General features: G+C 45.0%; 16 protein-coding genes and 1 tRNA gene. 8 read left to right on the forward strand and 9 right to left on the reverse strand.

Going from position 1 to position 15,443, the window contains the following annotated elements:
- Window positions 1–17: 17 nt before the first annotated feature.
- On the reverse strand, window positions 18–197 hold the full coding sequence (locus tag AC58UU_RS02380; protein WP_497312607.1) for a hypothetical protein: 180 nt from the start codon (window positions 195–197) through the stop codon (window positions 18–20).
- A 149-nt stretch (window positions 198–346) separates the two neighbouring features.
- Here AC58UU_RS02380 and AC58UU_RS02385 point away from each other — a divergent pair.
- Together AC58UU_RS02385 and AC58UU_RS02390 are read left to right on the forward strand one after the other, a co-directional pair.
- Window positions 347–430, forward strand: a tRNA-Leu gene (locus AC58UU_RS02385).
- Window positions 431–625: 195 nt separating this feature from the next.
- Window positions 626–1,279 (forward strand): Bax inhibitor-1/YccA family protein, encoded by a 654-nt coding sequence (locus AC58UU_RS02390; protein WP_171691792.1) that lies wholly within the window; start codon window positions 626–628, stop codon window positions 1,277–1,279.
- Window positions 1,280–1,375: 96 nt separating this feature from the next.
- Here AC58UU_RS02390 and AC58UU_RS02395 read toward each other — a convergent pair whose 3' ends face one another.
- Window positions 1,376–1,600: a hypothetical protein gene (locus AC58UU_RS02395; RefSeq protein ID WP_497312609.1), complete on the reverse strand. Its 225-nt coding sequence runs from the start codon at window positions 1,598–1,600 to the stop codon at window positions 1,376–1,378.
- Window positions 1,601–1,766: 166 nt separating this feature from the next.
- Between AC58UU_RS02395 and AC58UU_RS02400 the strand changes: the two genes are divergently transcribed.
- The 3 genes from AC58UU_RS02400 to AC58UU_RS02410 all read left to right on the forward strand — a co-directional run bounded on the left by AC58UU_RS02400 (window position 1,767) and on the right by AC58UU_RS02410 (window position 3,105).
- Window positions 1,767–2,048 (forward strand): hypothetical protein, encoded by a 282-nt coding sequence (locus AC58UU_RS02400; protein ID WP_497312611.1) that lies wholly within the window; start codon window positions 1,767–1,769, stop codon window positions 2,046–2,048.
- Window positions 2,049–2,126: 78 nt separating this feature from the next.
- Window positions 2,127–2,324, forward strand: coding sequence for a YqzE family protein (locus tag AC58UU_RS02405; RefSeq protein WP_497312613.1), 198 nt, complete (start codon window positions 2,127–2,129; stop codon window positions 2,322–2,324).
- A 130-nt stretch (window positions 2,325–2,454) separates the two neighbouring features.
- Window positions 2,455–3,105: an SGNH/GDSL hydrolase family protein gene (locus AC58UU_RS02410; RefSeq protein ID WP_497312615.1), complete on the forward strand. Its 651-nt coding sequence runs from the start codon at window positions 2,455–2,457 to the stop codon at window positions 3,103–3,105.
- 44 nt (window positions 3,106–3,149) lie between these two features.
- On the opposite strand, the gene AC58UU_RS02415 is transcribed toward AC58UU_RS02410, so the two are convergent.
- From AC58UU_RS02415 to AC58UU_RS02425, 3 genes are all read right to left on the reverse strand, one after another.
- Window positions 3,150–4,100: a hypothetical protein gene (locus tag AC58UU_RS02415; protein WP_497312617.1), complete on the reverse strand. Its 951-nt coding sequence runs from the start codon at window positions 4,098–4,100 to the stop codon at window positions 3,150–3,152.
- Between the two features lie 124 nt (window positions 4,101–4,224).
- A complete protein-coding gene (locus AC58UU_RS02420) occupies window positions 4,225–5,229 on the reverse strand; it encodes a YqhG family protein (protein WP_497312619.1) in 1,005 nt (334 codons plus the stop codon).
- Entirely contained in the window at window positions 5,226–7,016 is a 1,791-nt protein-coding gene (locus AC58UU_RS02425; RefSeq protein ID WP_171691787.1) for a DEAD/DEAH box helicase, read from the reverse strand. Before AC58UU_RS02425 ends, AC58UU_RS02420 begins: the two co-directional genes overlap by 4 nt.
- 717 nt (window positions 7,017–7,733) lie before the next feature.
- On the opposite strand from AC58UU_RS02425, the gene AC58UU_RS02430 reads away from it, so the two are divergent.
- Complete coding sequence (locus AC58UU_RS02430) at window positions 7,734–8,573, forward strand: lipoate--protein ligase family protein (RefSeq protein WP_497312622.1); 840 nt, start codon at window positions 7,734–7,736, stop codon at window positions 8,571–8,573.
- Between the two features lie 101 nt (window positions 8,574–8,674).
- Here AC58UU_RS02430 and dat read toward each other — a convergent pair whose 3' ends face one another.
- Window positions 8,675–9,505 (reverse strand): D-amino-acid transaminase, encoded by an 831-nt coding sequence (gene dat, locus AC58UU_RS02435; RefSeq protein ID WP_497312624.1) that lies wholly within the window; start codon window positions 9,503–9,505, stop codon window positions 8,675–8,677.
- A 420-nt stretch (window positions 9,506–9,925) separates the two neighbouring features.
- On the opposite strand from dat, the gene AC58UU_RS02440 reads away from it, so the two are divergent.
- Complete coding sequence (locus AC58UU_RS02440; RefSeq protein WP_497312626.1) at window positions 9,926–12,550, forward strand: adenosylcobalamin-dependent ribonucleoside-diphosphate reductase; 2,625 nt, start codon at window positions 9,926–9,928, stop codon at window positions 12,548–12,550.
- 215 nt (window positions 12,551–12,765) lie between these two features.
- On the opposite strand, the gene AC58UU_RS02445 is transcribed toward AC58UU_RS02440, so the two are convergent.
- The 3 genes from AC58UU_RS02445 to AC58UU_RS02455 form a co-directional block, all read right to left on the reverse strand.
- The gene (locus AC58UU_RS02445) at window positions 12,766–13,458 is read right to left on the reverse strand and encodes a helix-turn-helix domain-containing protein (RefSeq protein ID WP_497312628.1); all 693 of its coding nucleotides are present in this window, start codon (window positions 13,456–13,458) and stop codon (window positions 12,766–12,768) included.
- A gap of 34 nt (window positions 13,459–13,492) precedes the next feature.
- Window positions 13,493–13,666, reverse strand: a complete 174-nt coding sequence (locus AC58UU_RS02450; RefSeq protein WP_497312630.1) for a hypothetical protein — start codon at window positions 13,664–13,666, stop codon at window positions 13,493–13,495.
- Window positions 13,667–14,000: 334 nt separating this feature from the next.
- Entirely contained in the window at window positions 14,001–14,213 is a 213-nt protein-coding gene (locus tag AC58UU_RS02455; RefSeq protein ID WP_497312632.1) for a hypothetical protein, read from the reverse strand.
- Between the two features lie 202 nt (window positions 14,214–14,415).
- On the opposite strand from AC58UU_RS02455, the gene AC58UU_RS02460 reads away from it, so the two are divergent.
- On the forward strand, window positions 14,416–15,426 hold the full coding sequence (locus AC58UU_RS02460; RefSeq protein WP_497312634.1) for an ABC transporter substrate-binding protein: 1,011 nt from the start codon (window positions 14,416–14,418) through the stop codon (window positions 15,424–15,426).
- Window positions 15,427–15,443 lie beyond the last annotated feature (17 nt).

A 15,443-nucleotide genomic window follows, 5' to 3' on the forward strand; every position in this document is an offset into this window, starting at 1 on the left:
AAGTAGGGCAATTTTAGTTAAGTTCTACGGAAAACTCCGTAGGCAGCAGCGGTTGCAATCGCGCCTAGTCCAGATTCATCCTCATCTTCACTTTTGAAATTAGGATCATGCACAATGGCTTCAGCTTCACCTTCTGTGAGATCCCTTTGATTGCCTGTATATTTCGGTTCCAAGGCGTTGATTTCTTCCTCATTCATAGGTCATTCCTCCTTTGCGAATAGGGTTAGGAGTGAAGGGAGGAATTATTCACGAATTGTAAAAAGTACCGTTGACTAGCTCTCATTTCCCATGTTATATTAAGTTTTGTCGCAGCTAGTATGACTTTGTTCATAGAGCAGCCGTATACGCGATCATGGCGGAATTGGCAGACGCGCACGGTTCAGGTCCGTGTGGGCTTACCCCCGTGGAGGTTCGAGTCCTCTTGATCGCATACCAAGTAACAACCCCTTCAGATACGTCTGAAGGGGTTGTTTTGTTTTTATTAAACCATGTTCGCCTTTTTCCATAAATTTGGGATGTGTATTGAGCCTAATGTTTTAAACGCATAGGTGTATAGCGGCTTTCATGAAAACTAGGTATAATACATAGTATAGATTGTACATCATTACAAAGGGGCTGATGTTTCATGGATAGAACGATTACGGTTACACATTCTGGTAGTTTTGCTCATGTGCTTCAAACGTTTGCAATTTCCTTGCTGGTTTCCTTCCTAGGGACATTGATCGGTGCAATTGTCGTTCCACCGTCGATGATTATGCTTTTCATCATTGCTGAGGTAGTCATGCTGGTGGCAGCAATCATCATTCGTGTTCGCGGCAAACATATCGGGTACGGCTTTCTTTATGCATTTACTGCGATTTCAGGGGTTACCCTGTACCCAGTCATTATGGCGTATGGCGGTATGCTGGGGGCAAACGTTGTATCTGGTGCGTTCTTCGCTACTGCAGCAATTTTCGGCGGACTTGCCTTCTATGCTCATCGTTCGCAGCGTGACTTCAGCTTCCTAGGCGGCTTCTTGTTTGCAGGAACGATTGGGCTTGTGCTCATGAGTGTGGTCGGTATGTTCGTTAACTTTGGTTCCGCGATGAATCTAGTATGGTCGATGATCGGCATCTTGATATTCAGTGGTTGGGTTCTCTACGATGTGGCTCAATACCGAAACGGTGTATCCGCAGAAGAGGTTCCACTCGCAGCATTAAATATTTATCTCGATTTCATTAATCTCTTCTTGTATATCCTGAAGTTCCTAGCATCAATTGTTGGGTTAAACAGGGATTAAACAGATCGTCAGAACATCGAAAAGCACTTTCGTATCTCACCGTAGGGTGGGAATCGAAGGTGCTTTTTTGCTTGAAAGCTATCTTAGGAGATCGAGCTAAGGCTTGACCTGAACTTGAACGGAATGAAAATAGGAGATATCTCCACGGAAGCTTCGATTAATTTCGAGCAGGGTATGCATGATTTGGATGAGTTCAGCATGGTTCAATCGAACGCTAGCTGTTTCCTCCTGCTCGGTTCTGCTCAATTTGACCTCGAGTAGATGATTGGATTCATCCATTTGAATCTCTAGCTGCTCCGTAAGCAGCATCTGTTTCCACATCCAAGCCAACACCTCTCTCTCTACTTGCTCTAGTGTATGCTTGGATTACATGAATAGAAGTGTAAGACTAAGCTATGGTCAATGGATTTTAATGAAACAAGCACGATTTGTATTCTCTGTTCATACAATTTAATGATCCTATAAAGGGAGAGAGGAGATGTAACCTATGGCGGCTTGCAGCACATGGACGTATAAAGGGATTTCGTCTTCGGTATTCAAAGCCTTACAACAAGTCGGCAGAAAGCAGGGCTTTACGATTCCTAATGCAGCACAAGGCAAGTTCATGATTACGGTGGTTGGCATGAATGTCGGATTCCAATATGCGTGGGATACAAGCGCTCATACTTTGTTATTGCAGTGTGATAATAAACCGATGCTGCTCGGCTGCAGCACGATTAAATCTTTTGCAGATAAAATCATTGTGGAGAGTGGCGGCAAAGTCGGTTAATCCCTATATCCACCTGTCTTTAGCAAGTTTAAGCTACTGTCTCTGTGGTTAAAATAGGGATAGAAGGCAGGTGGACATATGGCAAAAAGCGATGATCTGGTTAAGTACATAACGCAGCAAGTCGTCACGTATATAGAAACACCAAGGGAAGTTCGTCAGCAGGTTAAAGCCATGAGCAAGGAACAGCGTGAAAGCTGGCAAACACGCTGGTTCGGTATGCTGCCGCTGGCCACACGGATGCTAATTGATCAGGCAAAACCCAAAAAGGTAAAATGACAAGGCCTCTTCACCTATAATCGGGAGATTTACTTCATCCTGATGATTGGTGCGAGAGGTTTTTTAGTTTACATATCGAATATAGTCAGGGGAGCGAACGTACTACCAAAAATTGGGGGAAGAAGTCATAATGAAACTTGAAAAAAACAATAAGCTTGTCATGATTGGTGATTCCGTTACGGATTGTGAACGATCAAGACCGATTGGCGAAGGATTATTCGGTGCTTTAGGTAAAGGCTATGTTTCTATCGTGGACGGGCTGATCAATGCAACGTATCCAGAGCTTCAAATTCGTACCGTTAATGTGGGTACCAGCGGCAATACAGTACTTGATCTCCAAGCCAGATGGCAAACGGATGTCATCGATTTGAAGCCGGACTGGTTATCGATCATGATCGGTATTAATGACGTATGGAGGCACTTTGACGTACCGCATCAAAAGGAAAGGCATGTGGGCATTGAGGCTTATGAAAAGACGTTAAGAGAGCTAGTCGAACAGACACGTCCTCTTGTCAAAGGGCTTGTATTGATGACACCTTTTTACATAGAGCCGAATCCGCAAGATGCCATGCGTTCCAAAATGGATCAATACGGGGCAGTTGTGAAACAGATAGCTGAAGAAACGGGTTCCATTTTCGTGGATACGCAAGCTGCTTTTAATCCTGTTCTTCAGGCTTACTACCCTGCATATATCGCTTGGGATCGTGTACATCCGAGCAACGTAGGGCATACCATTTTAGCTAAAGCCTTTCTTAAAGCTATTGATTTTACTTGGAAGTAACGCGAAAGCCTTAGACCTCTGGATATAGCGGTCTAAGGCTTTTTTCATGGAAAAATATGTCCTAGCTTTAAAGCATTCTCCAGCAGCACGTAGCGGGGTCCAACATGATCTAAAGTCAGGTAGGTATCCCCAGCTACCCATTGTTGATAACCCAGAATGGCCAGCGGCAGCGTGACTTGACCATCATAGAGCTCTGTGACATAAGTTAACTTTGCTTGAGGGTTTAAAGCCTTTTGGAGTTCACTTAGTTTGGTCACTGGAAGCGGTTTTCCTTGGACCCATGGGAGTCGATCATAAGGATCAAAGGTGGGATATAACGCCGTTTGAGCTTTGCTCGACAGATTGGTTGCTTCTGGTTGATCCTCTTTTATCCTCGGCATAGGGTCCTCTTTGAGCGGGAGCAGCTCTCCGGATTTGGCATCCAAATAATACGTTTGGTCTTGGAGAATTATTTTCCACACAGCGGTTAGCTGGTCCATGTAAAGTCGGTCTAATATAATCGTTTCATTTTGAACAAAATCAGAGTAAGAAGTAGTAGTTGGAATGAGTTCCTGCTGTACCAAAGAACGATACAGCGTAGTCAAGCTGAATAGCGGATTGTTACCAGTTCCGTATTCGGTTAATCGGAAAGAGCCGTTGTCAGTGGCATGTATGATCATGTAGCCAACATCCTGTCCATGATCGGTAAGGATAACCACCCAGCCATGTGTGCCTGGCCCGAGTGGATAACTGTTCCATACTGCCGTCTGCCAGCTTTCAAAACCCGATTCCCGAGCGAGAGTTGTTCGCCAAGTGTTGATCGTAGCGGTCAAAGAGGATTCGCTCCGCAAATCTGGTATTGGCTTCGTCTCTGTGTTACTAGCTATCGTTTCCCTTGCCGTTTGCGTATAGCTTGTCCGTTCTATGGGGTCGCCTGCAGAGGTTTGGAGCGGTATGAATAATAAACTGCCCACACTAATGATGCAGGCCGCCTTCCATGTTGTCCACAGCTTCATCCTTGTTCACCTACCTATCGTTAACCTCTAGTGGTATGAACCTATTAATCTATTGTAATTCTTATGCCTTAAAAAGATTGTTAGAACCTGTAGTGTTAATTTTGCGATGTTTTAGCGACTGAAGTCAGTTCCTGGGTATTCGCCCAGCGTTCAAATGAAACAATCCGCAATTGATGACAGATACGACAATACGAGGCTTATGCTGCCAGTCGATTTCTTGCAGACGGTTGCGGCATTGGGTTTCGATTTCGTTTCTTTTGTCAGGCTCAGCGCTCAGAAGGAGACCGTTGTAATAAGCTTCCACACGATCGATTTCGCTGCGGTGCTGCTCGTTAGCTTCATCGGCCCAAGAATGATCATATGCACTGATCTTACGTTCGAGCATCATTTCAAGGGCATTAATGGCTTTGGGCAGTGAAATCGTGTCAGGTAAAATGTGACTATTCGCAGGAAGCTTAGGAGAGAGGCTCTTGGTAAGCATATGTTTATGAAAATGTTCCCGAACTTCACCGCTATTCAGATGAATAGCGAGAGAATGAATCTCGCTTCGTTTGCGGTCGCAAGCAAGCTCCACTTTGTAATTCACGCAGAACCAGGTGTCATAGACAAGTGGGGCGTGATAGGTAGCACTCATCGGGAATGGTTCCTCGAACAAATGAACGAATCGTCCGCGTTCACGGACAATAGTGAACATTTGTTCCAGACGCCTACTGCCGAAGGTCACTTCGTCCTGCGGGAGCCGCTGGGAGATGACTGTCGTAGGTACGAAGCCGAAATAGCGGCCGAGAATGCTGTCTGAGTTTCCGTCAGGTGGTTGGGGAGCTTGACTCTGGCCCTGACCCTGACTGGGCGCCCCCACACTAGGTGGGCTTTTGACAGCTGTTGCGGTGGTCTTCGCTTTAGTCTCTAGCTTCATCTGTTCCGGATCGAAGATGAACTTATAGGTCATCGTTTCGGCTGCAGCACCTGTTCGTTCTACGAAGCTCCAATAATAAGGGCGGCCTGTCATCTCTCTGTCTGCTTCAGGAGAAAGCTTTGCGGTGACGTAAGCTGGTGATTTCTCTAAAATCGTGCAGTTATAAGCTTCAAGAAAACGCATGACGAACGTGTGAATGTTGCGTTTATTCATGGCCTTACCTCAATGTTTTGCGTGCCGCCAACAGCATCAAGAATGCCTTGGAAGGCCGCCCCGTATACCGGATTTTGTTCAATTTCCGATTTGACCTCGGTAAACGAATGACCTAGCTCATCGATCTTTCTACGTATATCTTCACTTGAGCCTGCCTCCATGACCATGCGGAACAACGATGTTTCGAGTGAGCCTTTCTTCTCGATTTTCTCGAGGATCGTATCGAGTTGACCGATAACCAGCTCAAACATATTGATTTTCTCGTGCAGCAAAGAAAGAATATGCTCTTCAATCGTATTTCTCGTGGAAAGGTTATAGATGTTGACATCATGCGTTTGTCCGAGTCGATGTACACGGCCAATTCGCTGTTCAACACGCATGGGATTCCAAGGCAGATCGAAATTAATCATGTTATGGCAAAATTGTAGATTAATCCCCTCGCCGCCGGCCTCTGTTGCGACAAGGACTTGTACGCGATTACGGAATAAATCCATCATCCAATCTTTTTTACCGCGATTCATACCGCCTCGATAAGGAACAGCTGTTATTTTATGTTCCTTCAAATAATTGAGAAGATACTCTTGGGAGGCGCGGTATTCGGTGAAAATGATGACTTTATCATTAATATCTTGTACGAGCTTCATCGTGGTCTCTGCTTTGGTGTTCGCTTTAATACTGCGAATCAGCTCAACAAGCTCCCATATTTTGGCGCGCTGCGGCGAGTCCTCAGCTGTTTTCTTGAACAAATTGACGAGCGTAATGAATACAGCGTCCCGAGAACTGCAGACTTCGCGCTGCAGAGTGATAAGCGAGAGCATACTGCTGAGATCACCGGCGCTCTCTTGATAACGCGTTCGAACGAAATTCGTTACCCCATCGTAGAGTGCCTGTTCATCATTTGAGAGCGTGAGAGGAATGTTCCTAACAACCCTTTTCGTATAATGAACGCCGCCGTCGCCGCGACGATTGCGAATCATAACCTTGGATAGCTCCTGTTGAAGCTGACCCTCGTTTTTCGGTGTCCTTTTGCCAACTACATAATTGGTTTTGAAGCTGCTATGAATCCCGAGCTGACCTGGTTTGAGCAGGGTAATGAGATTGAAAAGCTCTTTCAGATCGTTCTGCACCGGCGTGGCGGTGAGCAGTAGGCAATATTTTTTACGCAGCTCGTTCACGAAGGTGTAATTGGTCGTTTTCTTATTTTTGAGCTTGTGGGCCTCGTCGACGATCAACATGTCATATTCAAGACCCATGACAATTTCGCGATGCGGGTCACGTTTGGCGGTGTCCATGGAGGCCACAATGACGTCGCTTTGTTTCCACATATAGGCTTTTTTATGCGCTACAGCTGGAATGCCGAATTTGCTATTCAATTCCCGGACCCATTGCAGTACAAGGGAAGCGGGTACGAGGATGAGCGTTTTGCGGACCAGGCCGCGGATCATGTATTCTTTTAAAATCAAACCAGCCTCAATCGTTTTCCCAAGTCCAACTTCATCTGCCAAAATAGCACGGCCACGCATCTCGTTAAGCACACGTTTCGCCGTATCAATCTGATGAGCCATAGGTTCAAGCTGCCCTAGATGAACGAGGCACTGCATCTCGTCAAACGTAGAAATAAGCCCCGATTCTTCCGATTCGTAGGCTAGCTGGTACAGCGTCCAGTCGTCCCAAGGACCACCGCCGCGCACACGATTATCCAGCTCAGTAAACCAGTCCCTCTCAAAGTGCATATCAAGCTGATTATGAATGGGGCGAATGTTCTCTTGCTGTTCATGTTGACGCATCGATGTGCCCTCCTAAGAGTTTTCGTTAGAAAACTAACTTCGTAAGCGTGTGCTGAGTTTTGCGTAGCAAAACTGTCTTCGTAAGCATGAGCTGAGTTTTCGTTAGATAATTGAGAATGAAACAATACTGGGTGTCAGAGCCGGAAAATAGCTCCAAGCTCATCAGTTTTACGTCGAATACGTGTTAGTATGTCCAGAAGAGGCGCTTTCATAACTTTTCCTTGGAAGTTGATGTGAACTGTATCGCAGATAAAAGTCCACCAAGTGGCGCGAAACTTGAAATGATGTAAAAAGCACATCAAATTCAGCCTGTAGCAGCGTATTTGGAAGAAATGCTGCAAAAAGTGCAGTTAATCTGGCAATTACTGCTCTTTTTGCGCTGGAACTCGGATATTTGCTGCACAAAATGCATGATAATTACTAAATAAGTGAACATGGATGATGATATGCTGCACATTTTGCATCTACTTATAAGTAGACAGAAGTCCATGACATTCATAACGCTACCGTAAAAACGTCTAATTGTAGCTCCCCGTGTGGAGATTTGATTACTCAGAGTAGCTAGCTTTATGCATTAGGAGTATTATGTGCTTGTTTCGGATATCATTAGCAAACAGCAGCGGCTCTCCACCGATACTAACATCGTAAGTATGTACGATTTTATGATATGATATAGGTTGTCTTCGGATAGCAAAGTGGGAAAGGGTGCAGAATGAGATGACGACATGGCGATTTATACATACAGGAGATCGTTCTCCTGCTGAAAATATGGCATTAGATGAAGCAATATTGACCGCTCACAGTGAAGGAATCGTTCCTCCAACGGTGCGTTTCTACGGATGGAATCCGGCAACGCTGTCGATCGGCTATTTCCAAAAGGCATCGGAAGTCGATCAGGAAGCGGTAGCAAGGGAGGGAATTGGCTTCGTACGGCGTCCAACCGGTGGGAGAGCTGTGCTGCACGATAAGGAACTGACGTATAGCATTATCGTTGCCGAGGATTATCCAGGCATTCCGCGTAATGTGACAGAAGCCTATCGCGTGCTGAGCGAAGGGCTTTTGCAAGGATTTCGGGCGTTTGGGCTGGGCGCAGAAATGGTGCAGCTCGCGAGTGATGAGGAGAAGGAGAAGTACGCATCCGCTGGATCAGCGGCCTGCTTCGATTCCCCCTCATGGTATGAGCTGGTTGTTGAGGGACGTAAAGTCGCCGGCAGTGCACAGGTTCGGCAAAAAAATGTTGTGCTGCAGCACGGCTCCATCCTGCTCGACATGGATACCGATCAGCTATTTCGGATGCTGTGTTTCTCAAATGAGAAGGTTGCGGATCGAATGAAACAAAGCTTTTTGAAGAAAGCTGTGGCGATTAATGAGCTGCTTCGGGCGCAAGGGAAAGATGCGGTAACACTCAGTCAGGTGGAGGAAGCATTTCGTCGTGAGATCGCTCTGGGGCTTGGCGTGGAGCTTGTTGAGGAATCGTTGACACCTTATGAAATTGAGCTTTCTGATCGTCTTGTGCGTGAGAAATATGGTACGGATGAATGGAATTTGCGTCGTTAAGTGAAAGAGCGCGCGAAAGCGCAAAAAAGCACGGACCTTTCTAAGAAAGGATCGTGCTTTTTTTGTTTAGGCATTTGGGACATCATATATTTATTCAAACATTATTGTGCAAAAGTACGTTCAAACTCACTCTGTAGACTGCGAGTAATCGGACCTGGCACGCCGGTTCCAATTGCTTTGCCATCAATCTGTAAGATTGGTGTAATTTCCACGGTGGTTCCTGTGATAAAAGCTTCATCAGCCAACAGAAGCTGCTCCGTCGTAAAGGGTTCTTCTTTAACTGTGATATTTCGTGAGTGAGCTAGTCTCAAAACGACAGCCCGAGTAATACCATGAAGAATCAAATGGTTAGCTGGGTGCGTGTAAAGCACGCCATCTTTGATCATCATCAAGTTAGAGGCGCTGCATTCTGTGACAGTGCCATTTCGGTGCAGCACGACTTCTTGCACCCCGTGATCGAGTGCTGCTTGTTTGGCCATGACATTTGGGAGAAGATTGAGCGTTTTGAGATCACATCTCAGCCAGCGGATATCCTCCAACGTGATTGCGTTAATGCCATTATGTATCGTATTAATGGGTCTGCGAACCTCTGTGCAGTAGGCTAGCAGAATGGGTTCGACTTGAGCGGGGAAGGGATGTGCCCGTGGAGCTTCGCCCCTGGTGATTTGCATATAAACAGTGCCTTCATTGAGACCATTCTTTTCAATAAGCTGCGTGAGAATATGACCCATTTTTTCAATAGTAAAAGGTAGTTCTATCCGCACTTCACTTGCGGTTCTTTGGAGTCTCTGCATGTGAGCAGCTTGCTCGTAAATTTTCCCATTATATACTCGGAATACTTCATATATCCCATCTCCAAAATAGTACCCACGATCATCTGGTGAAAGAAGAACGTCCTTCTTGTTGACGAATTCATTTTTAAAGAAATACATATCCAACATCTCCTTAAGCATCTTCTTATGAAAACTAGCATTGAAAAATTATCCAGACTTTTCAAAAAAAACGAACAAATGTTCTAAAAAGAAATGAAATGTGTTATCCTAAGTAATAGGTTAGCAGAGGAATTAACGATCGTCAAAACGAGCTGCATGACCTATCTCATCTTGCTTGGTTGGATGATTATATTTGGTTATTCTGGGAGCGAAAAAGAGAGAATTAGTAAGTAAGGATTAGCTAATATGATTACGGGTTGTCTTAATAGCGAAATTTGGTTCTTTAGTTATTAGAAGATCAATATATAGTGAGGTATAATGAATTTCGCACACCACATATTGTAATTTTACATAAACTTCATAAAGTAACTTTAATTTTAGTTGTAGCTGAATCTGTAGCTTATTGGGAGGGACTTATGCATGGGGATTGTAGAGTCGAATAAGAGGTTGGATGGTTTAAGCGAGAAAATATTTTTGGATCGTTATGCACTCAAAAATGCAGATACGAGTTTCGCCAAGGTGGGGGATACTGTTCTCGTTTTGACGAAGGATGACCCCAAATTCCCAGCCAAAGAAGTTGGCGAAATTGTGAGTCGTGTTGGCGATACCGTTAAAGTAAAAACACGGAGCGGTGAGACTGTTGAATCCGCAGTTGAAAAGCTCACTTTAAATATTGAGAAGACACCGGAAGAAATGTGGGACCGCTTGGCAGGTGCAATGGCATCCGTAGAGGCAACCCCTGAGAAACGTAAAGAATGGACAGATAAATTCAGATATATTCTTGATGATTGGAAGCTTGTACCAGGTGGACGTATTGCTGCTGGTGCCGACGCAAGTGATGAACTGACCCTATTTAACTGCTATGTTATCCCGTCTCCACACGATAGCCGAGGCGGAATTATGAGCACACTCTCGGAAATGACGGAAATTATGTCTCGCGGCGGTGGAGTCGGTATCAATCTGTCTTCGCTTCGTCCACGCCGTTCCGTTGTGAAAGGTGTTAATGGATCATCCAGCGGTGCTGTTTCTTGGGGAGGTCTGTTTAGCTATACAACAGGCTTAATTGAACAAGGAGGCAGCCGTCGCGGAGCACTTATGCTCATGATTAACGACTGGCACCCTGATCTTGAGGATTTCATCACTGTGAAGTCAACGATGGGTCAAATTACGAATGCAAATTTATCCGTTTGTGTAAGCAATGGATTTATGAAAGCCGTTAAGGAAGATCTCGAGTGGGAGCTTGTTTTCCCGGATACGACGGATCCTGATTACAATGATAAATGGGATGGCAACTTAGAAGCTTGGAAAAAACTAGGTAAAGCCGTCAAGCCTTATCGTACTGTACGAGCACGTGATGTTTGGCATACAATCATTGAATCTGCTTGGAAATCAGCTGAGCCGGGTGTCGTATTCTTGGAATACTACAACCAAATGTCCAACAGTTGGTACTTCAATCCGATTATTTGTACGAATCCATGCGGGGAGCAGGGGCTTCCAGCTTGGGGCGTTTGCAACTTATCTGCTATTAATCTATCTAAGTTTTATGACGCTGATAATCATGATGTGGATTGGGCAGATTTGGGTAAAGTGGTTCGTTATTCGACTCGCTTTCTCGATAATGTTATCGATAAGACACCCTATCATTTTGAAGAAAATCGGACGAACCAACAAGGCGAGCGCCGCGTAGGATTAGGTACTATGGGTCTTGCTGAACTGATGATTAAGTTGAAAATTCGGTACGGAAGTCCGGAATCTCTGGTGTTTTTGGACAAAATCTATGGCTTTATGGCTAGAGAAGCTTATCTGGCATCGGCTGAAATTGCCGGTGAAAAAGGGTCTTTCAAAGAGTTTATTGAAGATAAATTCCTTGAGAGCGGCTTTATGAAAAACATGACGAAAGTATTCCCTGAAGTTGGCGAAGCGATTAAGCAAAATGGCATGCGCAATGTAACAGTAATTACTCAAGCACCTACTGGAAGTACGGGGACGATGGTCGGTACTTCGACGGGCATTGAACCATACTTTGCTTTTGAATATTTCCGTCAAAGCCGTCTTGGCTTTGATAAACAATATGTACCGATCGCACAGGAGTGGAAAGATGCGAATCCGGGTCAAGATCTGCCGGACTACTTCGTAACCTCCATGACATTGACTGCGGAAGATCATATCCGTGCGCAAGCTGCGATTCAAACATGGGTAGACAGCTCGATCTCCAAAACAGCGAATTGTCCTTCAGACTTCACCGTGGAAGAAACGAAACGTTTGTATGAATTGGCTTTTGATCTAGGCTGTAAGGGTGTAACCATCTACCGTGATGGCAGCCGTGATGTGCAAGTATTGAGTACAAGCGCTGAGAAAAAGGAAGAGAAGAAAGCAGAAGCAGCTCCAGTGGCTGTTGCCGCTGAAGCCGTGAAAGAAGCAGATAGCTTTACTAATCTATCAGGCAAACTAGCTGTAGATGTGGATGCGAAGACGGAGCAAGTATTCGATAAACAATATAAGCGCCGCCCGCAAATTCTACGCGGCGCAACGTATAAAGTGAATACACCATTCGGGATGGCGTATATCACGATTAATGATATGAACGGTACGCCGAGTGAAATCTTCCTCAACGTAGGAAAAGCAGGCTCCGACGTGTTCGCAATGTCCGAAGCACTCGGCCGCGTGTGCTCCTTGTTCCTGCGTTATGGCGATCACGGCGATAAAGTGAAGCTGCTCGTGAAGCACTTGAAAGGCATTGGCGGTTCCGGCGCCATTGGCTTCGGCAACAACCGCGTAGAGTCCATCGCGGACGCGGTTGCCAAAGCGCTCGAGCAGCACGACGAAGTGATGAACGAGCAAGACGACGCGCGGAACTACGTGACCGCGACGAGTGAAGTGCTGGATGCGCCAGCACAAGTAGTGGAAGTAGGGCACACGGGTCATAGCAGTAGCGCGGCTAGCGCTGTGCCGAAGGACCTGTGCCCGTCGTGTGGATCCGCTTCGCTGGTGAACAGCGAAGGGTGTAAGAATTGCGTCAACTGCGGGTACAGCAGGTGTAATTAGGATTGAACCAGGGCGGGAGCTCTGGTTCTTGTTATTTATTTTTCATAAATAACTGTAAATGTTTCAAAAATTGTTGTAGTTTTTGTTTCATTAAAACAATTATGCATAAAAATGTATAATTATACATCAGGAAACTAAAAAAGAGACAGTGGCCATTATCCAATTTCCACTGTCTTTTTTTTGTATGTTTATGTCCTATCAGTGCCCTAACAACATCATTCACAGCTTTCCTCAATTATTGATAAGAAACGCTCAGTTTTACAAGGAATTACAAGTAACACCTCGGATCGTAAATACAAATATCCAGTACCACCATCTATAGAAAGACCTGTCTTTGCAATTACCCCATAAGAAGCTAATTCTTTTACTAACTTTTGGCCAAACTTATTTGTAAGTTTAATAATTTCGACAAGAGTTATATATGTTTTCTGAAATTCAATTATATACTCATGTTTAATTTTTATATTACCATTTAAAACTTCGTGAGGAATAAATCCTTTTCTTATCCAGCCAGATGTCAAATTCTCGTTGGTCCCGAGTAGAGCAGCCGCATCTTTTACATTTAGCAAAGTTTCTTCCCGCATTGACCGTAATGCGATTTTTTTATCAACTCTACTGAAAATATAGCAATATAGACCTATACCTTCTTTTCTACCGCATGGTCGAAATTTGCGGAAAGCTTCTTCCTTTGGAGAGAAAGGTGTGTAGAACCCACGACTCACTGCATCGGCAATGACCAATGCGTCCTTGGGGTCATTCTTTGAAGGGGAGTTATCTCTGTTTTCCTTATTGCGTTTGGTAGTCATTGGATTGACAAGGACAACAGAAATACCCTGTTTCACCAACCAATTGGCGATATTGAACCAGTAGTGGCCAGTACTCTCCATTCCCACAACGACGTCATTCATGCTGTGCATTTTTGTAACTTACGAATGCTGTTTTTTAAATGCTCAAAGCCGGCATGCTCATTTGAAAACATGATGGGGCGATTGGTGAGGACAATACCTCGGAAATTAATGCGTGCTTCTCCTTGGCAATGTCGATGCCTATGACAAGAGTGGAAGTGGAAATACGTTCAACACGTTGATTTTGGACTTTAATTAATCTAGACTTCATAATAACGCCTCCTAAGGTGAGTTCTGAGGGCTGCAACCCAGTACATACTCATCCTAACGAGGCGTCCGTTTTTCTGCAAATTGAATCTACTAACACCTACAGGAATGTTAACGGGGAACTTTAGTTCAATAAAACACCAGTGAAGGCAGCCGAGATCAAGAGGCTGCCTTTTCCCCGCTAACGGGCAGTATTATGAGATAGATACGAATTTAATGCTGATCCTGATACTTTTCTGTGACCTCTCTATAACCTAATAAAAGCGATAAGACAACAATCGTTTCAACGATTGTTGTCTTATCGCTTTTATTAATTTCACATTTTTGTTGGATCAAACTCAGCCGGCCAAAGCTTGGGCGAATGATTCGCAGGTGCGCTCCGTATAAGCAGCGTATGAAATTGCGTCTGTCTGATAAAGGCTCTCCAACTCCTTGAAGGTGTGAAGCAGTTGTTGTGAGACAAGCTTTCTCTCAAGCAGATGATCGGCTAATCCATAAATGGTATACCCCTGATGTATCGTATTGTCCCAATCAATCAATGCATAATACATGTTCTTTCCTCCCAGGCCTGCAGCGTTAATGCAGAAATAATGAGGTCCAACACAACCTCTCTTTAATAGTCGCATAAAAGGAAATAAAATGCTTGACCCTCCAGTTACCTGTAGGGTTATTATTTTAATAACGTAGTAAACGCATCGGAATTATAATATATAATTTCGAGAGAGTGTTTTCAGGAGGAGAATGATCCATATTATGAAACGAAGCTTATTGATTTTGTTGAGTATTGGAGTAGTGTCCGCAGTGATTTTATCCGGGTGCGGAAGCGATGATCGAAAGCAAGGCTACGGGGGAAGAGATAGTATGGAACCAACCAGAGTCATACTTGACTGGACTCCGAATACGAACCACACCGGCTTATATATTGCTTTGGAGAAGGGCTATTACAAGGATGAAAGACTGGATGTTCAAATTGTTCAACCTTCCGAGGGAACGACGTCCACCTTGGTTGCCGCAGGAAAAGGCGACTTTGGCGTCAGCTACCAAGAGGATGTGACTTATGCGTTAACAGGGAAGGATCCCCTGCCGATCAAGGCAGTCGCAACCATTATTCAGCACAACACCTCCGGCTTTGCTGCACCCAAGAGCAAAAATATTAAGAGTGTGAAGGATTTCGAAGGCAAGTTTTACGGCGGCTGGGGTTCTCCCTCGGAGGAAGCAATTCTTCGAGCTGTCATGGAGAAGAACGGGGCCGATTACGGCAAGCTGAAGCATGTGGATATTGGTAACGACGATTTCTTCGCCGCTACGACGAAAAATGTTGACTTTGCCTGGATTTTTGAAGGCTGGACTGGAATTGAGGCCAAAATCAAAGGCATAAATCTGACCTATATTCCGGCTCGGGAGCTTGATCCGGCACTCGATTACTACACGCCAATTCTGATCGCGGGGACCAAGACAATTGCCAATCAGCCTGACAAGGTGCGCAAGTTCCTGAAGGCAACGGAAAAGGGCTATCGCTACGCGATTGATCATCCGGAGGAAGGTGCAGAGCTGTTACTGAGGCATGCGCCGGAGATTAACAAGAATCTGGCAGTGGAGAGCCAGAAATATTTGGCAGCCCAATATATCGCCGACGCTCCGGCATGGGGGCAGATGAAGGCGGAAGTATGGAGTAGATATGCGCAGTTTTTGAAGAGCAAGGGATTGATACAGTCGGATTTGAATGTGGAGGAAGCCTTCACGAACGAATTGCTTCCTAAGTGAGGACAGCTTCACCAACC

The sequence above is a fragment of the Paenibacillus sp. JT22N1 genome (assembly GCF_059692155.1).